We start from the raw sequence: 24804 nt of genomic DNA on the forward strand, positions 1-24804 counted from the left end.
CTTGGGCCACAACGACGTCGAGTAGCGCCCTACCCCGCCTTCGCCGTCACGATCCAGATCGCACCCTGCAGCGCCACGCTCTGCCCCTTGAGGAACGGCGCGAGCATCTCGCGGATCGAGACCTTCGCGGCCTCATAGGTCTCCGGCGGATGGCCCTGCAGCGCGCGGCTGGCCGGGCCGATCTGGAGCGAGCCGTCGACGGCGGCATCGAGGCCGCCGCCGATCGCGATGTCCATCGCCAGATTGTGCGGCTCCATTGCGACGTCGACGAAGCCGGCGCCTTTCAGGATGCGCATCACGCGCTCCTCTGAAGCAAAGGCGAACGGGCCCGGCTCCTCCGGCCCGACCGGCGGCATCTTCGGCACGTGCTTGTAGACCGCCATCAGCGGCGCCATCATCCAGGGATTTTCCTTCGGCTCGCGCCAGCAGACGAAGGCGAGCCGCCCGGTGGGCTTCAGCGCACGGCGGAGATTGGCGAAGGACGCGACGGGATCGGCAAAGAACATGACGCCGAAGCGCGAGGCCAGGAGGTCAAAGCTCGCCGGCTCGAACGGATGCACCGTCGCATCCGCCAGCACGAAATCGAGCGGCAGGCCCTTTGGCGCCAGCGTCCGCGCCTGCGACAGCATCGGTTCGGACACATCGAGCCCGAGCGCCAAACCATTCGGCGCGACCGCCTTCGCGAACGCCACCGTCGTCGCACCGGAGCCGCAGCCGACATCGATCACGCGCTCGCCTGGCCTCGGCTTAGCGCGGTCGAACAGCACATCGGCGATCGGCCCGAGGAGCTTCTCCTGCACCGCATGGCGATCGGCCCAGCGCTGTCCGCTGGGCCCGTTCCAGTAGGCGATCTGGTCGGCGTTTTGCTCGTTTCCGCTTGGCTGTTGCATGACTGTCCCCGGTCGTTCTCGTCCGCGCGATACCCGCACCGCGGTCCAACCGCATGCACCGGCACAGCGGCGATATCACGTCGGGATGCTTGGCGCACTCTTTCCGGAACCAACGCCAGTGGCTGGCGGCACTCCGGCTACACCCGCGCGGCCGCCTGTGACGTTCGTCACATAGAGGTTTTTGCCTTGATGGCACTCTGCGACTATTCTGGTCACATTGCGATTTGGGGCTGCAATGGGCGCGATTCGGATTTTTCTGTTTTTATTGACCGCATTATGCTTTGGCTGCGGATCGGCCCACGCCGAGAAGCGCGTTGCGCTGGTGATCGGCAATTCTGCGTACAAGAGCGTGCCGAAGTTGACCAACCCGGTCAACGACGCCTCGCTGGTGGGCGGCATGTTTAGGAAGGCCGGATTCGACACCGTGGATGTCAAACTCGACCTTAGCGTCGTCGACATGCGCAAGGCGCTGCGCGAGTTCGGCAGCAAGGCGCGCGAGGCGGACGTCGCCGTCATCTACTATGCCGGCCACGGCATCGAGCTGGACGGCAACAACTATCTCATCCCCACCGACGCAGCGCTCGAAACCGACACTGACGTCTTCGACGAGGCTTTTCCGCTCGACCGGGTGTTGTTCGCCATCGAGCCCGCCAAGCAGCTCCGCCTCGTTATCCTGGACGCCTGCCGCGACAACCCGTTCGCCAAGACGATGAAGCGTACCGTCGCCGCGCGCGCCATCGGCCGCGGCCTCGCCAAGGTCGAGCCGACCAGTCCAAACACCATGATCGCCTTCGCGGCAAAGGCCGGCTCCACCGCCTCTGACGGAGACTCCAAGAACAGCCCGTTTGCCGCAGCGCTGGTCGAACGCCTCCCCACGCCCGGGCTCGACCTGCGCAAGGCGTTCGGCTTCGTCCGCGACGACGTTCTCAAGAACACCGGCTACAAGCAGGAGCCCTATGTTTACGGCTCGCTCGGCGGCGACGACGTCCCGCTGGTTGCGGCAAAGCCGATCGCGGCCGGCCCTCAGGCAAACCCCGACAGCGAGATCCGGCGCGACTACGAGCTGGCGCTTCAGCTCGGTACGCGCGACGGATGGACAGCGTTCCTCAACCGCTTTCCGAGCGGCTTCTATGCCGATCTCGCCAAAGGCCAGTTGAACAAGATCGGCGCCGAAGAAACCCGCGCGGCGACCGCAGACAAAGCTCGGCAGGCGGAAGAGGAGAAGTCCCGGCTCGCCGCCGAGCGCGCCAACAAGGCCGAGCAGGACAAGGCGGCCGCCGCAGCCAGGGCGGCCGAGGACAAGCGTCTTGCCGCCGAGAAGGCCAAGCAGGTCGAGGAAGCCAAGGCGGCCGCAGCGGAGCAACGGCGGAAGGACGCCGAGGCCGCAGCGGCAAAGGCGCTCGCCGACAAGCTTGCCGCCGAGAAGGCGCTGGCCGAGAAGCTCGCGAGCGAGAAGGCCGCCGCCGATGCGGAGCAGAAAGTCGCGGCCGTGGCCCCCTCTTCAACCCCGCCGGCGATGTCGCCGCAGGAGATCACGAAGCTGGTGCAGTCGGAGCTGCGCCGTGTCGGCTGCCTGACAGCCTCGGCGGACGGCGATTGGAGCGCCCCGTCACAACGCTCGCTGACGCTGTTCAACAAGTATGCCGGCACGAAGTTCGACGCCAAGCTCGCGAGCTTCGAGGCGCTCGATGCGATCAAGGCCAAGCCGGGCCGCGTCTGCCCGCTGGTTTGCGACCGCGGCTTCAAGGCGGACGGCGACGCCTGCGTGAAGATCGCCTGCCGCGCCGGCTACCGCGTCAATGATGACAACGAATGCGAGAAGGTGCAGGACAAGAAGCCGGTCGCGACACGCGACCAGCCCAAAGCTCGGGACGAGGAGCGGAAACAAGTCGAGTCATCGCCTGCGAAACCGCAAGCAAAGTCGAGCGGGCAAATGTTTTGCGGCGCCGCAGGCTGCCGGCCTGTCCGGCCGGGCTGCAAGCTGGAGTCGGGCAGCCCCACTGCAGGTTACAAGGGGGGCAGCTGGGGAACGGCCATCGAGGTCTGCAACTGACTGCGGCAAGGGAAGCCGTTCGGACTACGGATTCGAAGCGCGACCCTCTCGATGTCAACGAGATGCTCGAACCAGCTGAGCTAACCCCTTGCCGTAGACATCACCGGAGCCTGCGCAGCGCGTCTACCTGTGCACACTACGGCCGCATTGGTTTCACCGAACGGCCACATCGGAATCAGATGCCAACCAGATTTCCTCGATAGGTTCGCCGTTCCTCAAACCGGAAAGGCATGACCATGCGCAGCTTCACGGCATCCGTCATCGTTGCAGCTCTCTCCCTCGGAACACCGGCCCTCGTGCAGGCACAGGGCGCATCGTCGCAACCCGGCGCGGAGTCCCCGTCCGCTCAGTCCAGCACGGTAATCCGGAGCATACAGGTTGTGGACGTCAAGGAATTGCAGCCGGCCGTGCGCGCGAAGGTCGATGAACTCGTGGCGCACACAAGCGACCAAGACATCCAGTCGCTCCGGCAGTCCATCGACGCCACACCGCAGGCCGCCTCCGTGCTCAAGGCCAAGGGCTTGAGCTCGTCACAAGTCGTCGCGATCAACATCACCGACGGCGTCCTGACGATGTTCACCAAGACGGCCTGACGTGGAACTCCAGGCCGAGGCACTGCACAGCGGCGGCAAGCACGATTGCCGCCTCCTCGGTCAAACGACGCGAAATGCGCTTACGAAAGTGAATTCCCCCGCAGCGGGCTCGTCGCGGGGCTGCTCGTGTTCGGTCTGAAAACCCTGACCGAGCCGCAAATTGGGGCCAGCTCGCGGCGCGCTCGCCCCTTGCTCCTCCCCCCGCCGGGGCGCTAAAGAGGCGCACTTGGGCGGTTAGCTCAGCTGGTTAGAGCATCTCGTTTACACCGAGAGGGTCCGCGGTTCGAATCCGTGACCGCCCACCAGCCTTCGCCCGCTTCGCGGGCTACGGCTTGGCAAGCCAGCCAAAACGCGTACTGACGCGAAGCGGGCGAAGGCTGCCACGCCGAAGCCGAGCAGGCGAAGGCGGGCTTCTCATCCCCAAAGCTAGCTCAATCCTCAATCCCCCGGCAGCAGCGGCACGGCGTCGATCCACACGGCCGCCGACTGGCACCAGATCTGCCTGGAGGGCCGCAAGCCGTCGCGCTGGCGGATGCTGCCCCAGCGGATGCCCCAATCATCGGCCTGGTCGCCCTCGCCGCTGGTGAACAGCGGGGAACCGCAGTCGCCACAGAAATGCTGGAAGCGCATCCGGCCGTTGTCGCCACGCTTGCCGTAGACCTTGGGCGTGCCGGCAGTCAGCTTGACGTCGGCCTTGGTGCAGATCGCGGTCACCCGGAACGGCGATCCCGTCAGGGTCTGGCAGTCGGTGCAGTGGCACACCGAGACTGCCTCCGGGTCGATCTCCGCCTCGAAGGTGATCTTCCCGCAATGGCACTGCCCATCGATCTGCATGACCAGCCTCAAACAAAAACGGCGCCCGAAGGCGCCGTTTTATCATCTTTCGCTTGAGATCAGTGAGCGGTCAGGCCGCCGGCGGCTTCATCGCCATCCGGCTTCACCGTCACCTTGGCGTCCTCTTCCCAGACGATCGGCACCGGCTTCTTCACCAGCGCCTTGGCGACGACGTCGTCGAGGCGCGACACCGGAATGATCTCCATGCCGCCCTTGATCGCATCGGAAATCTCCGTGAGATCCTTGGCGTTGTCCTCGGGGATCAGCACCGTCTTGATGCCGCCGCGGGCCGCAGCCAGCAGCTTCTCCTTCAGACCACCGATGGGCAACACGCGGCCGCGCAGCGTGATCTCGCCGGTCATCGCGACATCGTGGCGGACCGGGATGCCGGTCATCACCGAGATGATCGCGGTGGCCATCGCCACGCCCGCCGACGGACCATCCTTCGGCGTCGCGCCTTCCGGCACGTGCACGTGGATGTCGCGCCGGTCGAACATCGGCGGCTCGATGCCGTAATTGATCGCGCGCGAGCGGACGTAGGACGCCGCGGCCGAGATCGATTCCTTCATCACGTCACGCAGATTGCCCGTGACCGTCATCTTGCCCTTGCCGGGCATCATGACACCTTCGATCGTCAGCAGCTCGCCGCCGACATCGGTCCAGGCAAGGCCGGTGACGATGCCGACCTGCGGCTCGCTCTCGATCTCGCCGAAGCGGTACTTCGGCACGCCGAGCAGCTCTTCCAGAGTCTTCTCGGTGACCTTGACCGACTTCTTCTTGGAGATCATCAGCTCCTTCACCGCCTTGCGGGCGAGTGTGGAGAGCTCACGCTCCAGGTTACGCACGCCCGCTTCGCGGGTGTAGCGGCGGATCAGCAGCAGCAGCGCGTCGTCATCGATCGAGAACTCCTTGGAGTCCAGGCCGTGCTTGGACACCGCGGTCGGGATCAGATGCTTGCGCGCGATCTCGACCTTCTCGTTCTCGGTGTAGCCCGCGATCCGGATGATCTCCATGCGGTCCATCAGCGGCCCGGGAATATTGAGCGTATTCGCGGTGGTGATGAACATCACGTTGGACAGATCGTAGTCGACCTCGAGATAGTGGTCGTTGAACGTCCCGTTCTGCTCGGGGTCCAGAACCTCGAGCAGCGCCGACGACGGATCGCCGCGGAAATCGGCGCCCATCTTGTCGATCTCGTCCAAGAGGAACAGCGGATTGGACGACTTCGCCTTCCGCATCGACTGGATGATCTTGCCGGGCATCGAGCCGATATAGGTGCGGCGGTGACCGCGGATCTCGGCCTCGTCGCGCACGCCGCCGAGCGAGACGCGCACGAACTCACGTCCGGTCGCCTTCGCGATCGACTTGCCGAGCGAGGTCTTGCCGACGCCGGGAGGCCCGACGAGGCACAGGATCGGTCCGGTCAACTTGTTGGCGCGCGACTGCACCGCGAGATATTCGACGATGCGTTCCTTGACCTTCTCCAGACCGTAGTGATCGGAGTCCAGGATGGCCTGCGCGGCCTCCAGGTCCTTCTTCACCTTGGACTTCTTGTTCCACGGAATCGACAGCAGCCAATCCAGATAGTTGCGCACGACGGTCGCTTCCGCGGACATCGGCGACATCTGGCGCAGCTTCTTCAATTCATGCTGCGCCTTCTCGCGCGCTTCCTTGGAGAGCTTGGTCTTGGCGATCTTCTCTTCGAGATCGGCGAGCTCGTCGCGACCATCGTCGTCGCCGAGCTCCTTCTGGATCGCCTTCATCTGCTCGTTGAGATAGTACTCGCGCTGGGTCTTCTCCATCTGGCGCTTGACGCGCGAGCGGATGCGCTTCTCGACCTGCAGCACCGAGATCTCGCTCTCCATCAGGCCCAGCACCTTTTCCAGGCGCGTGGTGACGGACAGCGTCTCCAGGATGCCCTGGCGGTCGGCGATCTTGACCGCGAGATGCGAGGCAACGGTGTCGGCGAGCTTAGCGAAATCGGTGATCGCCTGCACGACGCCGACGACCTCGGCCGAGATCTTCTTGTTGAGCTTCACATAGCTCTCGAAGTCGGACACGACCGAGCGTGCCAAGGCTTCCGCCTCGACCGACTTCGCATCGGTGTCGGCGAGCGCCACGGCGGTGGCTTCATAATAGTCGGCGCGATCGGTGTACTTCTGCACGTGCGCACGCTCGAGCCCTTCGACCAGCACCTTCACGGTGCCGTCGGGAAGCTTCAGGAGCTGCAGCACGCTGGCGAGCGTACCGGTCTCGTAAATGGCATCGGGCGCCGGATCGTCGTCGGACGCGTTCTTCTGCGTCGCGAGCATGATCAGCGCGTCGTTCTTCATCACCTCTTCAAGCGCGCGGATCGACTTCTCGCGGCCGACGAAGAGCGGAACGATCATGTGCGGGAAGACGACGATGTCGCGCAGCGGCAGCACGGGATAGGCGTGCGCTTCGCCGTGGACGATGGTTGGCCGGGGTTTTGGATTAGTCATGGCCTTTTCCTTTTGCTTTGCCCCCTTGCACGCAGCCCGCCATGCTCATGCGCAACCGCCACAAGGTGCCGAGGTGATCCACAAAACCGGTCTACCATTTCCAGGTTGGACCGGGCTTGCCGGATCGGAACTGAGGCGAATCTTGAAGAGAATTCTCGCTCGCCGTCGACATTAGGTGGCTATCGACCCGGGGGGTGTCAAGTCATTGAAAAACGCGCGCCATCAGGCGCTTACGCACGCGGATAAGCGAACGCAACACCGGCTGCGGAGATACACTTCCGCAGCCCAACTCGATGAGACGATTGGAGCGTTCCAGCGTCGTGAGATCAGGCGCTGGCATTCTCGACGGCGCGATCGGTCCGATCGGCGTAGATGTAGAGCGGACGCGCCGTGCCTTCCACGACCTCGCGGGAAATCACGACTTCTTCCACACCCTCCAGGCCCGGCAGGTCGAACATGGTCTCGAGCAGGATCGCCTCGAGGATCGAACGCAGCCCGCGCGCACCGGTCTTGCGCTCGATCGCCTTACGGGCAACCGCGCCAAGCGCCTCGTCGGCGAAGGTCAGCTCGATGTTCTCCATCTCGAACAGCCGCTGGTACTGTTTCACCAGCGCGTTCTTCGGCTCGGTCAGGATCTTCTTCAGCGAGGTCTCGTCGAGGTCCTCGAGCGTCGCAACGACCGGCAGACGGCCGACGAACTCGGGGATGAGGCCGTACTTCAGGAGGTCCTCAGGCTCGACGTGACGGAAGATCTCGCCGGTACGGCGATCTTCCGGTGCGAGCACCTGGGCGCCGAAGCCGATCGAGGTCGACCGTCCGCGCGCCGAGATGATCTTCTCGAGGCCGGCGAAGGCACCGCCGCAAATGAACAGGATGTTGGTGGTATCCACCTGCAGGAACTCCTGCTGCGGATGCTTGCGGCCGCCCTGCGGCGGGACCGAAGCCACCGTGCCCTCCATGATCTTGAGCAGCGCCTGCTGCACGCCCTCACCCGACACGTCGCGCGTGATCGAGGGATTGTCGGACTTGCGGCTGATCTTGTCGATTTCGTCGATGTAGACGATGCCGCGCTGAGCGCGCTCGACATTGTAGTCGGCGGCCTGGAGCAGCTTCAGGATGATGTTCTCGACGTCCTCGCCGACATAGCCGGCTTCGGTCAGCGTCGTCGCATCGGCCATCGTGAACGGCACGTCCAGGATGCGGGCGAGCGTCTGCGCGAGCAGCGTCTTGCCCGAGCCGGTCGGACCGATCAGCAGGATGTTCGACTTCGCGAGCTCGACGTCGTTGTGCTTGGTCTGGTGGTTGAGGCGCTTGTAGTGGTTGTGCACCGCGACCGACAGGACCTTCTTCGCATGGCTCTGGCCGATCACGTAATCGTCCAGCACCTTGCAGATTTCCTTCGGCGTCGGAATCCCGTCGCGCGACTTGACCAGCGAGGATTTGTTCTCCTCGCGGATGATGTCCATGCAGAGCTCGACGCACTCGTCGCAGATGAAGACCGTGGGACCCGCGATCAGTTTGCGGACTTCGTGCTGGCTCTTGCCGCAGAACGAGCAATATAGCGTGTTCTTGGAGTCGCTCGTGCCGACCTTACTCATTCATGTCTCCGTCCGCGGTTCGATCCCGTTCCGCTCGATCGCTCCATTCCGACACGATGGTCGGGATGAAGTTCAAATAGAGCAAATTCCGTACCAAAAAAGACCTACGCGTTACTACATCCCGTGCGAATCACGGTCACTCGATTCTCCCGCGATCATAGCCGATCAATCGTAGCCAACCATGCTGTCACCCGACTATCAAGAATTCGCTAATCGGGGGTCGCCGGCTACCCGTGACAATACCGTGATTTCCGGTCTTGGCACGGGAGAAGTGACCGAAATCACCCCGGCGTTGCTGGATTACCACGAAAGAACCAGCACGAAAGCGGAACTTTCTGCCTGTCGCAGGGCGGAAAACGACTGTTTTGCAATGCGCCCACACGCACCTAGCGTGAACGCCGCCCTGATGGGACCCCGGCGATCCCGGGGATCGCCGTTACGGTCCAGTAGTGCTACGGGGCCTTCGCCGCCGCCGGTTCCTCGGCGCGCTTGTCGATGACCTTGTCGACCAGCCCGAACTCCTTGGCGTCGCTGGCGGTCAGGAACTTGTCGCGTTCCAACGCATCCTCGATCGACTTGTAGGTCTGGCCGGTGTGCTTCACGTAGATCTCGTTGAGCCGCTTTTTCAGGTTCAGGATTTCCTGGGCGTGCAGCATGATGTCGGTGGCCTGGCCCTGGAAGCCGCCAGAGGGCTGGTGCACCATGATGCGCGCGTTCGGCAGCGAGAAGCGCATGTCCTTCTCGCCGGCGGCGAGCAGCAGCGAGCCCATCGAGGCGGCCTGGCCGGTGCAGAGCGTGGAGACCGGCGGGCGGATGAACTGCATGGTGTCGTAGATCGCAAGGCCCGACGTCACCACGCCGCCCGGCGAGTTGATGTACATCGAGATTTCCTTCTTCGGATTTTCCGCCTCGAGGAACAGGAGCTGCGCGACGATCAGCGTCGACATGCCGTCCTCGACCGGACCGGTCACGAAGATGATGCGCTCCTTCAGCAGGCGCGAGAAAATGTCGTAGGCGCGCTCGCCACGGTTGGTTTGCTCGACCACCATGGGCACGAGGTTCATGTAGGTTTCAACCGGATCGCGCATGAGTCACCTAGGGTTTTAGGAAGCGAACATCGCCAATCTTGGCTGCCAGTTTGGGCTGGATGTGCCGGAAGGCTGATGGACGTCCCGTGATGCAGGACTTGTAGGATGTAGCGACAGATATAGCCCAATTCGCGCCTGACAAGTGCGGAGCGCATTAAGGCTTAATCCGTGGGGCAGTTGAAGCTGATTCGCACAAAGAGGCCGAGCCGACCATCTGGCTAGCTGGGCCCTTCGCTGATCATCCTTAATAGAAGACTGTCCCGGAGCCCCGTTCCGATGGAATCGGAAAGGGGATCTGGCTTCTATTTTTGACGCGTTTTCTTCACGCGAACCGGTATCCACTTCGCTCGAAAACGCTCTAGAGCCTTCAGGCTGCGGTCTTTTCCGCCTCGTCGTCCTTGTAGAGATCCTCGCGCGAAACCTTCTTCTCGGTCACGTTGGCGAGCTCGAGGATGAAGTCGACGACCTTGTCCTCATAGATCGGTGCACGAAGCTGGGCCAGCGCCTGGGCGTTGCTGCGGTAATAGTCCCAGACCTCCTTCTCGCGGCCGGGCATCTGCCGGGCGCGCTCGATCACGGCGCGGCCGACCTCGTCATCGGTCACGGTGATCTTGTTCTTCTCGCCGATCTCGGAGAGCACGAGGCCGAGCCGCACGCGGCGGTCCGCGATCTTGCGGTACTCTTCCCTCGCCTTGTCCTCAGTGGTGTCCTCGTCGGCAAAGGTCTTGCCGGCGGAGTCCATCTCGGCCTTGACCGAGTTCCACATCAGATTGAACTCCTCGTCGACCAGCGAGGGCGGCGCCTCGAAGCGATGCGCTTCGTCGAGGCGGTCGAGCAGCGCGCGCTTGACGCGCTGGCGCGTCGCGGTGGCGAACTCGGCAACCAGACGCTCGCGCGCGGCATCCTTCAGCTTGTCCAGCGATTCCAGGCCGAGCGTCTTGGCGAACTCGTCGTCGATCGCAACGTCCTGCGGCGCTTCGATCGTCGTCGCGGTGGTCTCGAACTCGGCGGGCTGGCCGGCGAGCTTCTCGCTCATGTAGTTCTTGGGGAACGTCACCTTCAGCGTGCGCGTCTCGTTGGCGCCGATGCCGATGAGCTGCTCCTCGAAGCCCGGGATGAAGGTGTTGGAGCCGATCACGACCTGGATGCCCTCGCCGGCACCGCCCTCGAAGGCTTCGCCGTTGATGGTGCCCTTGAAGTTGATGGTGACGCGGTCGCCGGAGGCGGCCTTGTCGCCCTCGCCCTTCGCGGCATAACCACGGTTGCTGTCTGCGATGCGCTTGATCGCCTCGTCGACGTCGGAATCGGTCACTTCAGCAACGGGCTTCTCGACCTGGAAGGTCTTGAAGTCGGCGAGCGCAATCGACGGCACCACCTCGATCGCGACCGTGTAGGTCAGATCGGTCTTGCCGTTCAGCAGCTCCTCGACCTCGGCCTGCTCGGTCGGCATCGTGATCTTCGGCTCGGTCGCAAGACGGAAGCCGCGCTCGGAGAACAGCTGCGTGTTGGTGTCGCGGATGGTCTGGTCGATGGTCTCGGCCATCACCGAGCGGCCATAGACCTTCTTCAGGTGCGTCACCGGCACCTTGCCGGGACGGAAGCCGTTGATGCGGACCTTGTCCTTGAGATCGACGAGCTTGGCGCCGGCCTTGGCGTCGAGATCAGACGCGGGAACGCTGATCTTGAACTCGTGCTTCAAACCTTCCGAGAGGGTCTCTGTGACCTGCATGGCGTCCAATCTTCTTTTCGTTCGGCCCCGGCGCGCATGCGTCGGGACGCTGTCATTAATCGATCCGGCGCGAGGCAAACGCCTCACCGCCGGTGGTTCATCGGACCGGCTTCAGGCGGACAACATCCGCGAGGAGCAGACCCTCGTAATCCGTGCAAACGCTGAAAGCGCTTGGTGCGGGCGGAGGGACTCGAACCCCCACAACTTTCGTCACTGGAACCTAAATCCAGCGCGTCTACCAGTTCCGCCACGCCCGCGTGAATTTGCATCAAGACCGGCCGCGATGCCGCGGGCGGCCGGGCTTATAACATGTGCTTGACTGTTCGCAGCAAAAAAATGGCCTGCTGCAGACAGGCTTAAAGTAGGCACGACGGCTGGACTTATCCAGCGCAGCGTGGTCCGGATCGCGCCATGACAACGCGGATATTTGCCCCCGATCGACGCGAGGTTTTGGCAGGCCTCGGCGCCTCGGCAGCCGGGCTGATCGCCGGCGGCGCCGGCCCATCCGTGACGGCCCAGCTCGCGCTTCAGGCAAGGCCCGCAACGCTGGCTCTGAGGCCAGATCAGCCGGCTACACCAATCTGGGAGCTGGCCGCCGTAAGCCATCTCAGGGACGTCCGTCTCAAGCGTTTCGACCGCTGCGAGGTGGTCTTCCGCAACGACCTGCCTGTGTCACTTGCACCAGTCTGGTACGGCCTTAATGCCGCGACCGCGGCCGATCCGCTCCGGGGTCGCGCGCCGGTAGCGCCGGGCACGACCGAAACATCAATTATTTCAATACCTAACGCAGGAACCCTGCTGGCCGACTTCCGTCTCTTCGAGGACGGCCTGAAGCAGCCCGCGCGCCCGCTGCCGATCATTGCGGTCGAGACCAGCCCCGTCGCTGTCGATCGCGACGAGATCTTGCTGATCGAGGAATGGCGGCTGCGGCCGGATGGCACCGCGGTCCCGCCGGGCCAGGACCCCAAGGACACGGCGCCGCTCTACACGATCAACGGGCAGACTTCATTCGAACTCTCAGCCGCAACCAATGAGCGGCTGCGACTGCGCTTCATCAACGGCTCGCAACGCACTGTTCTGGCGATCAAATTGGAAGGCCACGACGTCCGCGTGATGGCCCTGGACGGACAGCCCGCCGAGCCATTCCCGGCCCGCAACGGCGCCCTCGTCCTGGCCCCTGGCGGACGGGCCGACGCCTTCGTGGATGCGGCCGCATCGGCCACATTCCTGCTGCATGACGGCAAGGAGGCACGCCAGGTGGGCAGCCTCAAAATATCAGGCCAACTGGAGCGGCGCGCGCCGCTGTTGCCGCCGCAGCCACTGCCGTCGAACGATCTTCCCGAGAGGCTCGATCTGAAAGGCGCCCTGCGGTTCGATGTCGCGCTCGGCGCAGCCGAGTCCGGTTGGGCACGGCCCGCAAATTTCTCTACAGCCTCCGCCCCCGCCTTCCGCGCCAAGGCCGGCCGCACCGTCGTGCTGGCCCTCAAGAACCCCGCCCCGATCACCACCGTGTTCCACCTGCACGGCGCCCCGTTCCGTTTGCTCGACAAGCTCGACGACGGCTGGAAGCCCTACTGGCTCGACACGCTCGCGATCGAGCCCGGCCAGACCCAGCGCATCGCGTTCGCCGCGACCTCACCGGGACGATGGCTGCTCGAATCCGTCGTGACCGACTGGGCGGCGCCGCGCCTGGTGCGCTGGTATGGGGTGGAGTGAGTCCTATCAGCGTGTCCAGAGGTAGCGGACGTCGGGCTCTCGCTCCTCATTCCGCGCCCCGTCGGTCTGCTCGACCAGTGCGAAGCCGCGCGCCTCATAGAAGCGCCGCGCCGGTACGCTGGCCTGGAAGGTCCACAGCTCCAGCCGTCCGCTGGCGCCTTTGGCGATGTCGAGGAGTTCGGTGCCGACGCCGCGGCCTTGCGCGACCGGAAGCACGTAGGGCTGTTCGACCCAGCCGTCGCGGAAGGCGATGATCCCGCTCAGGACGTCATCAGCGAACCATCCCCATACGCGGCACGTCGGAAAGATATGTTCGCGATAGAACCAGCGGTCCTCCTCCGGCGTGTGCAACCCGGCGAGCCACGGCATCGCCAGGTCGAATGCGATCCGTTGGACCAGCGCCGCCGCGTCCATGTCGGCGAGCGCGAGCTGCCTCAGCACTAATACTCCACCCCCAGCGCATCATAGATGCGCCGGTGCACGGCCGGCAGCGTCTCGGTCAGGTCCTCCGCGATCAGGCCCGGCCCCGCCTCGCTTGCGGCCTCGCCGTGCATCCAGACGCCGATGCTGGCGGCTTCGAAGGCGGGCACGCCCTGCGCGAGAAGACCGGCGATGATGCCGGACAGCACGTCGCCGGCGCCGGCGGTGGCAAGCCATGGCGGCGCGTTGGCGGCCATGGTGGCGCGGCCGTCTGGCGCGGCGATGGTGGTATCCGGCCCCTTCAGCAGCACCACCGCGCCGGAACGCTCGGCAGCGACGCGCACGCGCTCGAGCTTGGAGCGGCCCGGATGCTTGTTGCTGAGATCGGAGAACAGGCGCGGAAACTCACCCTCGTGCGGCGTGAGCACCACGGCCGTGTCGTGGGAGGATTTGATCGATTCAAACAGGTGTTCGGGGGTTGCGGCAAAGCTCGTCAGCGCGTCCGCGTCCAGCACCAGATGTCGTTGTGCGGCCAGCGCGGTGTGGACCATGTCGCAGGTGCGTTCGCCGATTCCGGCGCCGGGACCGATGATGCAGGTGTTGTAGCGCTTGTCGCCGAGCAGCTCGCCGAACTCGACCGCGGTGTCGACGGGGCGCACCATCACCGCGGTGAGCGCGGCGGCATTGATCGCGAGCGCATCGCGCGGTGTGGCGAGCGTCACCAGCCCGGCGCCGGCGCGTAGCGCGCCGCGCGCGGCGAGCCGCGCTGCGCCGGTCGCGGCAGCGTCGCCCGATACCGCGAGCACGTGCCCTCGCGCATATTTGTGGCCGTCGATGCGCGGCACCGGAAACGCCCCGCCCCAGAAATCCGGATCGTTCTCGAAAATCTGCGGCCTGATCTCGTCCAGCACCTGTGCGTCGATACCGATGTCGGCAACCCGCACCCGGCCGCAATGCATCCGTCCCGGCAGCAGCAGGTGCGCCGGCTTCTTGCGGAAGAAGGTAACGGTCTCGGTGGCATTGACCGCTGTGCCCAGCACGGCGGCGCTGGTGCCGTTGATGCCGCTCGGCAGGTCGACCGCCAGCACTGGCGCGCCGTTGGCATTGATCGCCTCGATCATCTCCCGCGCCTCGCCCTCGACGGAACGGCTGAGGCCGGCACCGAACAGCGCATCGATGATCAGTGCGGGCTTTCCGATCGCCTGCGGATTGAACGGGAGCACCGGATGCTTCCAGCCGCGCGCGGCGGAGGCTGCATCGCCCTGGAGCTGATCGCGCTCGCACATCAGGATCACCGAGACCTCGCGCCCTTGCGCAGCGAGCTCGGCGGCTGCAACGAAACCGTCACCGCCATTGTTGCCGGGGCCGGCCACGATCAGGATCGGCCCCTCCTCCACCAGCACGTTGGCGGCCTCCGCGACCGCCTGGCCCGCGCTCAGCATCAGCTTGAAGCCGGGCGTGCCGGCCGCGATCGCGAGCTGGTCGGCGCGCTGCATTTCGGCGTTGGTCAGAACTTCCATGCCACTTCCCTGGTACAAACGCCTGTTCAACAGGCATTTTTTGTGCCGATCCGTCGCCGGGAACACTAATCTGCACACATACTGAACTGTTTGCCTATTTCGTAGTCTTCGGTATTTTGGCCCGGTCGGGTCCACCTATCAGAGATGCTCGTTAAAAGGCTGATAACGCTCCAATAATCAGGGTATTTGCAACTTGGCATAGACCCTGCTTTCGAGGAAGCCGCTTCGGTTCGTCGTGCTCACTGACATCTCACAGGGTGTGGCCGGCCGTTGTTGCCGGACGGGTCAGGGATCCCGGCATAGCGAAGACAAGATCGTGCGTGAATAAGCGCATCCTGACGAAGACGTTGCTATTTGATCGAAAGGCCGGGAGGCGCGCAGTGAAGAAAATCGAAGCCATCATCAAGCCGTTCAAGCTCGACGAGGTGAAGGAAGCGCTTCAGGAAGTCGGCCTTCAGGGCATCACTGTCACAGAAGCCAAGGGCTTCGGCCGGCAGAAGGGTCACGCCGAGCTTTACCGCGGCGCAGAATACATCGTCGACTTCCTGCCCAAGGTGAAGATCGAGATCGTGATCGGCGACGATCTGGTCGAGCGCGCCATCGACGCGATCCGCCGCGCTGCGCAGACCGGGCGCATCGGCGACGGCAAAATTTTCGTCTCCAACATCGAAGAGGCGATCCGCATCCGGACCGGCGAATCCGGGCTGGACGCTATCTGAGCCGGGTGCTATCCCGCATTTTGCGACACTCTGAAAGAAAAAAGGCTGCTTCGGCGGCCTGATTTCGTTTGTGCGGTTGCGCCAACTCGCCGAAAGCGAGAACGAATCTGCTCACCTGGAAACCGACCCGCAGAGCCAAAAGGGGTATGCATGAAGACCGCCAAAGACGTCCTGAAATCGATCAAGGACAACGACGTCAAATACGTCGACCTGCGCTTCACCGATCCGCGCGGCAAGTGGCAGCACGTGACGTTCGACGTCAGCATGATCGATGAGGACATTTTCGCCGAAGGAACGATGTTCGACGGCTCCTCGATCGCCGGCTGGAAGGCGATCAACGAGTCCGACATGTGCCTGATGCCCGATCCGGTGACCGCGACGATCGATCCGTTCTTCGCCGAGACCACGATGGTCATCACCTGCGACGTGCTCGAGCCGACCACCGGCGAGCCCTACAACCGCGACCCCCGCGGCATCGCCAAGAAGGCCGAAGCCATGGTGAAGTCGATGGGCGTGGGCGACAGCGTGTTCGTCGGCCCCGAGGCCGAGTTCTTCGTGTTCGACGACGTGCGCTTCTCTTCCACCCCCTACAACACGGGTTTCCGTCTCGACTCCTCGGAGCTGCCCACCAACACCGACACGGAATATGAAGGCGGCAATCTCGGCCACCGCATCCGCACCAAGGCCGGCTACTTCCCCGTCCCGCCGCAGGACTCCGTGCAGGACATGCGCTCCGAGATGCTCGGTGCCATGGCCAAGATGGGCGTCAAGGTCGAGAAGCATCACCACGAGGTCGCTTCCGCCCAGCACGAGCTCGGCATGAAGTTCGACACGCTGACGCTGATGGCCGACCACCTGCAGATCTACAAATACTGCATCCACCAGGTCGCGCATATCTACGGCAAGACCGCCACCTTCATGCCGAAGCCGGTCTTCGGCGACAACGGCTCGGGCATGCACGTGCACCAGTCGATCTGGAAGGACGGCAAGCCGGTGTTCGCCGGCAACAAATATGCCGACCTGTCGGAGACCTGCCTGCACTACATCGGCGGCATCATCAAGCACGCCAAGGCGATCAACGCCTTCACCAACCCGTCGACCAACTCCTACAAGCGTCTGGTCCCGGGCTATGAGGCCCCGGTGCTGCTGGCCTACTCCGCGCGCAACCGCTCGGCCTCATGCCGCATCCCCTACACCGCTTCGCCGAAGGCCAAGCGTGTCGAGGTGCGCTTCCCCGATCCGCTTGCCAATCCCTATCTCGGCTTCGCCGCGATGCTGATGGCCGGCCTCGACGGCATCAAGAACAAGATCGATCCGGGTCCGGCGATGGACAAGGACCTCTACGACCTGCCGAAGGAAGAGCTGAAGCAGATCCCGACGGTGTGCGGATCGCTTCGCGAGGCATTGGAAAACCTCGACAAGGACCGCGGCTTCCTCAAGAACGGCGGCGTGTTCGACGACGACTTCATCGACGCTTACATCGAGCTGAAGATGACCGAAGTCGAGCGCTTCGAAATGACCCCGCACCCGGTCGAGTTCGACATGTACTATTCGGGCTAGTCGGCCCGAACTCTCTGCAACAAGCAAAAGGCGCTCCGCGAGGGGCGCCTTTTCGTTTGCGGAGTCGCAAGTCCGTAGGGTGGGTTAGTTTGCTGGCGGCGGCGCGAAGCGCTGTCCGCTGGCGTAACCCACCATTCAACAAAATGCGGGATCAAGTTGGTGGGTTACGCCTAGCGGTTTGCGCTTCGCGCAATCCGCTACGCTAATCCACCCTACAAGATGCGAGGCGGCCTATCACCACGTCGCCGTAAAGGCCTTCTGCAGCTCTGCCGGCCCCGTCACGCCTCCCGCGATCAGCAACTGGGTGAGGACGCGTGCCTTCTGCGGATTGAGATCCTCGGACACGACGAACCCGTTCTTGTCGTCGTCGACCTCGACGTTCCGGGTGACGAAGCCGGAGCGCACGCGGGTGGAACGGACGACGATGATGCCCTTCTTTGCCGCCGCCTCGAGCGCATCCAGTGCCGGCTTGGACGTATTGCCGTCGCCGACGCCGGCCAGCACGATGCCCTTGGCGCCGTGGGAAATCGCGTCCTCGATCGGAACGGCGTCCATGTTGGCATGCGAGTAGACGATCTCGACGCGCGGCAATTGCTCGCCTGCGGGAAGCTGATAGCTCGCGCGCTTGAAGCCGGCGGCCTGGGTCATGAAACGGATGCCGCCGGCGGTGTCGACATAGCCGACCGGGCCGTCATTGGGGGAGCTGAAGGTCTCGATGCTCGTCGTGTTGGTCTTGGTCACCGAACGCGCGCCCTGAATCTTGTCGTTCAGCACGGCCATCACGCCGCGGCCGCGCGCACGCGGATCGGCGGCCACCTGCACCGCCTCGTAGAGATTGCCGGGGCCGTCGGCGCTCACCGCAGTGGCCGGCCGCATCGAGCCGACGATCACCACCGGCTTGTCGCCGCGCACCACGTTGTCGAGGAAGAACGCAGTCTCCTCCAGCGTATCCGTGCCGTGGGTGATGATGACGCCGTCGGCTTCGTTCTTGTCGAAGGCGTCCTGGATGCGACGGGCCAGCGCGAACCAGACCTTGTCGTTCATGTCCTGGGAGCCGATCGACGAAATCTGTTCGGCGTTCAACGTCGCCAGCTTGTCCAGGCCCGGCACCGACGCCATCAGCTGCTCGCCGGTGATCTGCCCGGATTTGTAGGCGCCGGTCGCGCGCGGATCGGCCTGGCCCGCGATGGTGCCTCCCGTCGCAAGCACGAGAATGCGCGGCAGACTGCTGGCCGAAGCGTCCTTGCCCGGCTCTGCGGCGTGCGCGGCTGCACCGATGCCGCCGGACCAGAGCGCAAAGGACAGCAGTGGAATGGCGAGCATGGAAGTTCGACGTTGGCGACGGCTGGCTGGGCCGGCGGTAGGCTTCGTCATCGAATTGTCCTCCCGTTTAAGTAGGGATCGACATTCGATACGCCCATTGAGGCCGAAGATGGGTCAGCCTGTTGCTAATTGCTACGGGTTGTCCCGTCGCGGCATAAAATGGTCGAGCAGCCCCGTCGGAAGCGGAAAGACGACGGTCGACGACCGTTCGCCCGCAATGTCGTGCAGAGCCGCGAAATAACGCAGCTGCATCGCCTGAGGCTCCTGCGCAAGAATCCGGCCGGCTTCGACCAGCTTTTCAGCAGCCTGCTGCTCGCCCATCGCATTGATCACCTTGGCCCGTCGCAAGCGCTCCGCCTCTGCCTGTTTGGCGATCGCGCGGACCATGGTTTCGTTGATGTCGACGTCCTTGATCTCTATGCCGGTGACCTTGATGCCCCAGACGTCGGTCTGCTTGTCGAGGATCTCCTGGATGTCGGCGTTCAACCTGTCGCGCTCGGCAAGCATCTCGTCCAGCTCGTGCTTGCCGAGGACCGAGCGCAACGTGGTCTGGGCGAGCTGGCTGGTGGCGGCCATGTAGTCGCCGACCTTGATAATGGCACGTTCGGGGTCGACGATGCGGAAGTACAGAACGGCGTTGACCTTGACGGACACGTTGTCCCGGGAAATCACGTCCTGCGGCGGCACGACCTGCACCATCACCCGCAGATCGACCTTGACGAGTTGCTGCACGACCGGAATGAGGAGGATGAGGCCCGGCCCCTTCACGCCGGTAAAGCGGCCGAGCGTAAAGACGACGCCACGCTCGTATTCGCGCAGGATTCGAATGGCCTGGGATAGAAACATGACGACAAGCAGCGCAAGCGCCGCATAAGTCAGATATTCCAGCATCATGATGGACCTCCCTCGCCGGTTCGGGCTGGTGCGCGCCGTATCAGCAGCGTCAGGTCGATGACGTTGGCGACTTCGACCGTCTCTCCGGGCTTGAACGTTTCGGCACCGCGCGCCCTCCAGCGCTCACCATGGGCGAACACATGACCTTCGTTCCCGTTCCAGTCGAGGACCTCCGCGGGCAAGCCTCGCATGGCCTTCGCGCCGACCAGTGCAGGAGCCGTGCGGACGCGCCGAAGTGAACCAAGCACGACGAGCGCAAAGCCGCTGAACACGGCCGCAGTGATGCCGATCACCCACCACGACAATTGGTAGCCAGGCGCCTCGCCCCTGAAAAGCATCAAGGCTCCCAGCACGAAAGCGATGATCCCGCCGAGACCGATCACCACGGTCGGGTTGAAGGCCTCGATCGTCAGAAGCACGAGTCCAACCAGCATCAGGGCGAAGCCGGCATAATTGACCGGCAGCAGATTGAGTGCATAGAGGCCGATCAGCAGGCAGATCGCGCCGACCACCCCCGGGGCGACGGCACCGGGAGACATGAATTCGAAAATCAGGCCGTAGATGCCGATCATCAGGAGAATGAAGGCCACGTTCGGATCGGTGATGACCGCCAGGAAGCGGGAGATCCGACCGGGGTCGACGGCTTCAACGACGGCATCCTTCGTTGCGAGGCGCTGCGTCTTGCCGCCTGCAACCTCCACCACGCGACCGTCGAGCTGCCGCAGCAACTCGGCCTGATCGCGCGCGACGAGATCGATGGCATGAGCTTCCAGCGCGCCGTTGGCCGAGAGTGTCGCAGCCTCTCGGACCGCCTTCTCCGCCCAGTCCGCATTGCGGCCGCGCAGCTCCGCAAGGCTGCGGATGAAGGCGACCGCATCATTGGTCGCCTTTGCCGTCATGGCGTCCTTCGGCTCATCCTTCTTGTCTTTGCCGTCCTTGTCCGGCGTACCGCCCGGCAGTCCGGGCAGCGGCCCGCCGATCTGCACCGGCGTCGCGGCACCAATATTGGTGCCTGGCGCCATCGCCGCGATGTGGGTCGCATAAAGGATATAGGTCCCCGCGCTCGCCGCATGGGCGCCGGAGGGAGCGACGTAACCGATGACGGGAATGGGCGAGGCGAGCACATCCGCGATGATCTCGCGCATGCTGGAATTGAGACCGCCGGGCGTGTTCATTCTCAGAAGCACGACCTCGGCGCGCCGTTCGCTCGCCTTGGCCAAAGCTTCCTTCACATAGCTCGCCGACGCGGGGCCAATCGCCCCGTCGATCGAAACAATCAGTGCAACACGGCCGCTCTCCTCCGCTGCGCTGGGAAGGAGGTAGCAGGTCAAAGCCGCGACGGTGATCGCCGCAACGAGGGCCGCCTTCATGGTCTGCACGGCAAGGGCTCCCTTGCAGAGGATATGGTGTTCCTCTTGAGAACCTCAATGCTGCGCGTGGAGACCAACATTGCGATTGTGCAACGCAATGGGAATGGCCAAGCAGAATGGCGATGTGATCGGCTGAGCAGAGGCAGTGGCGGACCATGCCTGCGGCTGATCCGCCCTGCGCCAGGCTACCGTGCCACCCTCACGCCGTCGGCTCCGATCGCACCGAACGTGCTCGCGATGATCTCGCTCGTCGGCTGCATGCCGCCGAGCGACCAGTGCGAGGGCTCCTGCTCCTCGATCCGGACCCAGACGTTGCGGCGAAAATCCGGACTTCCCTGCCCTTCGACCTCGACCATCAGGTCGGTGATCCGTTCGAGCAGCGTCTTCTTCTGCGCAGCATCGAGGATGCCGCGAACGGTCGAAATGGTGATGTAAGGCATATCTCTCTCCAATCATGTCGGGTGACGACGCGGCGAATTTGGACCCGGCAGGCCCGGCAAGGCAGTGGCGGATAAGCCAGAGATCGGGCAATTTCCGCCACGCGCCGCCGTGGTGATCGGCTAGGATCGCCGCATCTCGCTGGAGGTCCCATGAAGCTCGCAATTCTCGCGCTGGAAGGTTGCATGCATTCGGCGATCGCCGGCATCGCCGACATCCTGTCGCTCGCCAATCACGTGATGCAGCAAAGCGGCGCGAAACCCCGCTTCAGCTGGCAGACGCTGTCGCTCGACGGCCGGGACGTCCGCGCCGGCGGCGGTCAGATGGTCGCAGTCGACGGCGCGATCGGCAGACGCGGCAGCTTCGATGCGATCCTCGTCCCCGGCAACCTCGTCGATCACGTCACGGCCGAGCGCCTAAAGCCACAATATGCCCGTGCCGGCGCCTGGCTGCGGCAGCAGCATGCGAATGGCCGGCTGATCGGGGCGTTCTGCAGCGGCGTGTTCCTGCTGGCAGGCAGTGGCCTGCTCGATCACCGCCGCGCCACCATCACCTGGTGGCTGCAGGGCGAACTCCGGCAGCGGCATCCCACGATCGACCTCGCGGCGGACGCCGTCATCACGGTCGCGGACCGCATCGTCTGTGCGGCCGGACCAATGTCGTGGGTCGACCTCCTGCTCCGGCTGATCGAGATGATCGATGGCAAGGAGATCGCCAAACTATGCGCGGACTACGTCGTCATCGACACCGCGCAGCGCAGCCAATCGATCTTCATGCCCGTCGGCTATCTGCTCTCGCAGGACCCGCTGCTGACCAGGGCCGACCTTCTGGTTCGCCGCGCCGGCAAGAGCCCGATGACGGTCAAGCGCCTCGCGGGCGCGCTCGGCCTCAGCGAGCGCACGCTGAACCGCAAGTTTCAGGAGCTCACCCACGAGCCGCCGCAGGCCTTCATCATGCGCCGCCGCGTCGAGCATGCGCGCACCCTCTTGGAGACCACGACCCAGCCGGTCAAGACCATCGCCCGCGCCGCCGGCTATGAGGACGAAAGCAGCTTTCGCAAGGCGTTCCGCAAGCTGACCTTGATGTCGCCGCAGGCGTATCGCGCGCGGCGGATGGTGGCGACGCCGAGTTAGTGTTCCGGCACTTCGCGGCGTCAGCCTTCGTTCTGCATATGACTCCACTTCGTTCTCAAAGAACAAATCAGAGCCGCAAAAATCAGGGCGGACCAATTCCTACTGATTGGTTTATCCCGTCCGAATTTGGAGAGCACCTTGAATGCATGCCGTAGTCTCCAGCAATCTCCCCGCCGTCGCAATGACGGCGGGGTAAGAGTCTGCCCTACGCCGCCGCCTTCTGCCGCGCCACCAGCGCCTCGCCGAAAGCCTCGAACAGCTTGCGGTTGATGGGATTGTGCTGCGGGTCGTATTCGGCATGCCATTGCACGCCGAGCGCAAAGGTCGGGGCTTCCGCGATGCGGATCGCCTCGATGGTGCCGTCCTCGGCGATGCCCTCGATCAGCACGCGCTTGCCTGGATCGAGGATGCCCTGGCCGTGCAGCGAATTGACCCTGATCTTCTCGCAGCCGAGAATTTTTGCGAAGGCGCCTCCCGGCGTCAGGTTGACGTCGTGACGGTCGGCGAACACGACCGTCGGATCGGGGTGGATCTCGCCGTTCTCGAGCCGGGGCATGCGGTGGTTCATGCGGCCGGGGATCTCGCGGATCTCGGGATGCAGCGAGCCGCCGAAGGCGACGTTCATCTCCTGCAGGCCGCGGCAGATGCCGAACAGCGGGATGCCGCGGGCAACGCACGCGACCGAGAGCGCCAGCGCCACCTCGTCGCGATGGATGTCGTAGGGCTCGTGCTTCTCGCACGGATCGACGTTGAAGCGGGTCGGATGCACGTTGGCCCGGGCGCCGGTGAGGATGATGCCGTCGACGGTATCGAGCAGCGCTCCGATATCGGTGATATCGGGCGAGCCCGCGAACATCACCGGCAAGCCGCCGGAGACCTCGGCCACGGCGCGCAAATTGCGCTCGCCGACCATCTGGACCTGAAATCGATTCTCGACGCGATGGGCGTTCCCGATCACGCCGACGACCGGCTTTCTCATCTGTCCTTCCGACCTCCCGCGCGAAGAAGATTCTCCAAAGATGCCCCTGGGATGGAACAAATTCAACAGAGGGGATCGCGGGACGGCAATGCTATTTTCGCGCAAATGCCGGGCCAGTGCGCCGATATGGCCCCTTTTGGTGCCCGCCGCGTTAGGCCTTTCAGGCCGGACGCGCCAGATCGGCACCAGAGGCCGGCACTTGGGCCCCGCACTTCGGCCCCCGGCTTGATCCCCGCTGGAATTTCGCGAAAGAGTGGCTGGCCACCTGCAGTGTTCCGAAAAGGACCCGACGTGACCATTTCCAGAGATGAACGGCCCCGGCCCCGCACCGATCTGGCTCGGGATCAGGCTTGGCATCAGGCTCGGGATCAGGCCTGGGCGATCTCGGTCGGCGGCATCGGCGTCGTGCTGTTCACCGCGCTGCTCGCTTTCACTTGGTATTTTGCGGCCACCCTGCTCCTGATCTTCACCGGCATGCTGCTCGGCGTCGGCCTCAACGCGCTGACCAATGCGCTCGGACGGCGCGTTCACCTGCCACACACAATGCGACTCGCGATCGTCTGCCTCGTCCTTGCGGTGCTGCTCGCAGGCGTTGCCTATCTCGGCGGTGCCACCATCGCCGAGCAGGCCTCGCTGCTCAGCAAGACCATCAAGTCGCAGATCACCAACGTCCGGTCCTTCCTGGAGAACCACGGCATCGACACCAGCGTGTTCGATCTCGGCAATGGCGCGCCCGCGGCCTCGACCGACGCGGCGCCGGCGCCCGCCCCGAGCCAGCCCTCACATGGCGGCCTGCCGGGCGCAGGCGCGCTCGCCTCCAGCGGCGGGGCGATCGTAAGCCAGACCTTCAAGTTGCTGTTCAGCGCGATCAGCGCCGTCGGCAACATCTTCATCGTGCTGTTTCTGGGGCTCGCCTTCGCTGCCCAGCCCGCCGTCTATCACGACGGCCTGCTGTTCCTCGCGCCTGCGAAGCATCGCACCCGCGTCGCGCTCATCATCGACCGGACAGCTGAGACGCTGGAGCGCTGGCTGATCGCACAGATCATCGTGATGATCGCGGTTGGCGTCGTGACCTGGATCGGGCTTGCCATCATCGGCATTCCCGGCTCGTTCATCCTTGGAATCCAGGCTGGCCTGCTCGCCTTCATCCCGACTGTCGGCGCCATCATCGCCGGCGTCGTCGTGGTGCTGGCGAGCCTTGCCTCGGGCTGGATCCCGGCGCTGTCGGCCTTTCTGCTCTTCATGGGCGTCCACGCCCTGGAGAGTTACGTGCTGACACCGATCCTGCAGCGGCAGGCGCTCGACATCCCGCCGGCCACGCTGTTCGCGTTCCAGATCCTGCTCGGCGTCGTGTTCGGAATCTGGGGCCTCGCGCTGGCGCTCCCGCTGGTCGCCATCGCCAAGGTCATGATCGACCATTTCAAGACGTATGAGGCGCCGCCCCTCGCCGAGGCGGCCTAACAC

Annotated in this window: 20 protein-coding genes and 3 tRNA genes; 8 read left to right on the forward strand and 15 right to left on the reverse strand. The window is 64.2% G+C overall.

What is annotated here, in order from left to right; translation table 11 throughout:
- Positions 1–29: 29 nt before the first annotated feature.
- A complete protein-coding gene (locus tag JQ592_RS07050) occupies positions 30–890 on the reverse strand; it encodes a class I SAM-dependent methyltransferase (RefSeq protein ID WP_211402158.1) in 861 nt (286 codons plus the stop codon).
- A gap of 235 nt (positions 891–1125) precedes the next feature.
- On the opposite strand from JQ592_RS07050, the gene JQ592_RS07055 reads away from it, so the two are divergent.
- Complete coding sequence (locus JQ592_RS07055; RefSeq protein WP_211402159.1) at positions 1126–2943, forward strand: caspase family protein; 1818 nt, start codon at positions 1126–1128, stop codon at positions 2941–2943.
- A gap of 4 nt (positions 2944–2947) precedes the next feature.
- On the opposite strand, the gene JQ592_RS07060 is transcribed toward JQ592_RS07055, so the two are convergent.
- Positions 2948–3035, reverse strand: a tRNA-Val gene (locus tag JQ592_RS07060).
- A 138-nt stretch (positions 3036–3173) separates the two neighbouring features.
- On the opposite strand from JQ592_RS07060, the gene JQ592_RS07065 reads away from it, so the two are divergent.
- Both JQ592_RS07065 and JQ592_RS07070 read left to right on the forward strand, forming a co-directional pair.
- Positions 3174–3536, forward strand: coding sequence for a hypothetical protein (locus JQ592_RS07065; RefSeq protein WP_211402160.1), 363 nt, complete (start codon positions 3174–3176; stop codon positions 3534–3536).
- A 228-nt stretch (positions 3537–3764) separates the two neighbouring features.
- A tRNA-Val gene (locus JQ592_RS07070) sits at positions 3765–3841 on the forward strand.
- 133 nt (positions 3842–3974) lie between these two features.
- Here the strand turns inward: JQ592_RS07070 and JQ592_RS07075 are convergent.
- From JQ592_RS07075 to JQ592_RS07100, 6 genes are all read right to left on the reverse strand, one after another.
- Positions 3975–4370 carry a GFA family protein gene (locus JQ592_RS07075; RefSeq protein WP_211402161.1) on the reverse strand — a complete coding sequence of 132 codons (396 nt, stop codon included), beginning with the start codon at positions 4368–4370 and terminating at the stop codon, positions 3975–3977.
- Between the two features lie 59 nt (positions 4371–4429).
- A complete protein-coding gene (lon, locus tag JQ592_RS07080) occupies positions 4430–6853 on the reverse strand; it encodes an endopeptidase La (RefSeq protein WP_211402162.1) in 2424 nt (807 codons plus the stop codon).
- A gap of 326 nt (positions 6854–7179) precedes the next feature.
- Positions 7180–8451, reverse strand: a complete 1272-nt coding sequence (gene clpX, locus JQ592_RS07085) for an ATP-dependent Clp protease ATP-binding subunit ClpX (protein ID WP_211402163.1) — start codon at positions 8449–8451, stop codon at positions 7180–7182.
- A gap of 452 nt (positions 8452–8903) precedes the next feature.
- Entirely contained in the window at positions 8904–9539 is a 636-nt protein-coding gene (locus JQ592_RS07090; protein WP_211402164.1) for an ATP-dependent Clp protease proteolytic subunit, read from the reverse strand.
- A gap of 367 nt (positions 9540–9906) precedes the next feature.
- Complete coding sequence (gene tig, locus JQ592_RS07095) at positions 9907–11268, reverse strand: trigger factor (protein WP_211402165.1); 1362 nt, start codon at positions 11266–11268, stop codon at positions 9907–9909.
- Between the two features lie 172 nt (positions 11269–11440).
- Positions 11441–11525, reverse strand: a tRNA-Leu gene (locus JQ592_RS07100).
- A 154-nt stretch (positions 11526–11679) separates the two neighbouring features.
- On the opposite strand from JQ592_RS07100, the gene JQ592_RS07105 reads away from it, so the two are divergent.
- Positions 11680–12984, forward strand: a complete 1305-nt coding sequence (locus JQ592_RS07105) for a multicopper oxidase domain-containing protein (protein ID WP_211402166.1) — start codon at positions 11680–11682, stop codon at positions 12982–12984.
- A gap of 6 nt (positions 12985–12990) precedes the next feature.
- Here JQ592_RS07105 and JQ592_RS07110 read toward each other — a convergent pair whose 3' ends face one another.
- Together JQ592_RS07110 and JQ592_RS07115 are read right to left on the reverse strand one after the other, a co-directional pair.
- Complete coding sequence (locus JQ592_RS07110; RefSeq protein WP_211402167.1) at positions 12991–13425, reverse strand: GNAT family N-acetyltransferase; 435 nt, start codon at positions 13423–13425, stop codon at positions 12991–12993.
- Entirely contained in the window at positions 13425–14924 is a 1500-nt protein-coding gene (locus JQ592_RS07115) for an NAD(P)H-hydrate dehydratase (RefSeq protein WP_211402168.1), read from the reverse strand. Before JQ592_RS07115 ends, JQ592_RS07110 begins: the two co-directional genes overlap by 1 nt.
- Positions 14925–15304: 380 nt before the next feature.
- On the opposite strand from JQ592_RS07115, the gene JQ592_RS07120 reads away from it, so the two are divergent.
- Together JQ592_RS07120 and glnA are read left to right on the forward strand one after the other, a co-directional pair.
- Positions 15305–15643 (forward strand): P-II family nitrogen regulator, encoded by a 339-nt coding sequence (locus JQ592_RS07120; RefSeq protein ID WP_007603495.1) that lies wholly within the window; start codon positions 15305–15307, stop codon positions 15641–15643.
- A 150-nt stretch (positions 15644–15793) separates the two neighbouring features.
- Complete coding sequence (gene glnA, locus JQ592_RS07125) at positions 15794–17203, forward strand: type I glutamate--ammonia ligase (protein ID WP_211402169.1); 1410 nt, start codon at positions 15794–15796, stop codon at positions 17201–17203.
- A gap of 234 nt (positions 17204–17437) precedes the next feature.
- Here glnA and JQ592_RS07130 read toward each other — a convergent pair whose 3' ends face one another.
- From JQ592_RS07130 to JQ592_RS07145, 4 genes are all read right to left on the reverse strand, one after another.
- Complete coding sequence (locus tag JQ592_RS07130; protein ID WP_246820209.1) at positions 17438–18526, reverse strand: asparaginase; 1089 nt, start codon at positions 18524–18526, stop codon at positions 17438–17440.
- 132 nt (positions 18527–18658) lie between these two features.
- On the reverse strand, positions 18659–19420 hold the full coding sequence (locus JQ592_RS07135) for a slipin family protein (RefSeq protein WP_211402171.1): 762 nt from the start codon (positions 19418–19420) through the stop codon (positions 18659–18661).
- Positions 19417–20799 carry an NfeD family protein gene (locus JQ592_RS07140; protein ID WP_211402172.1) on the reverse strand — a complete coding sequence of 461 codons (1383 nt, stop codon included), beginning with the start codon at positions 20797–20799 and terminating at the stop codon, positions 19417–19419. Before JQ592_RS07140 ends, JQ592_RS07135 begins: the two co-directional genes overlap by 4 nt.
- Positions 20800–20975: 176 nt before the next feature.
- A complete protein-coding gene (locus JQ592_RS07145; RefSeq protein ID WP_211402173.1) occupies positions 20976–21230 on the reverse strand; it encodes a tautomerase family protein in 255 nt (84 codons plus the stop codon).
- A 150-nt stretch (positions 21231–21380) separates the two neighbouring features.
- Here JQ592_RS07145 and JQ592_RS07150 point away from each other — a divergent pair, with 150 nt between their 5' ends.
- Positions 21381–22361, forward strand: coding sequence for a GlxA family transcriptional regulator (locus tag JQ592_RS07150; protein WP_211402174.1), 981 nt, complete (start codon positions 21381–21383; stop codon positions 22359–22361).
- A gap of 205 nt (positions 22362–22566) precedes the next feature.
- On the opposite strand, the gene JQ592_RS07155 is transcribed toward JQ592_RS07150, so the two are convergent.
- Positions 22567–23340 (reverse strand): gamma-glutamyl-gamma-aminobutyrate hydrolase family protein, encoded by a 774-nt coding sequence (locus JQ592_RS07155; protein WP_211402175.1) that lies wholly within the window; start codon positions 23338–23340, stop codon positions 22567–22569.
- A 291-nt stretch (positions 23341–23631) separates the two neighbouring features.
- Here JQ592_RS07155 and JQ592_RS07160 point away from each other — a divergent pair, with 291 nt between their 5' ends.
- A complete protein-coding gene (locus tag JQ592_RS07160) occupies positions 23632–24801 on the forward strand; it encodes an AI-2E family transporter (protein ID WP_211402176.1) in 1170 nt (389 codons plus the stop codon).
- Positions 24802–24804: the final 3 nt, after the last annotated feature.

This window comes from Bradyrhizobium iriomotense (genome assembly GCF_018129405.1).
GTDB lineage: Bacteria > Pseudomonadota > Alphaproteobacteria > Rhizobiales > Xanthobacteraceae > Bradyrhizobium > Bradyrhizobium iriomotense_B.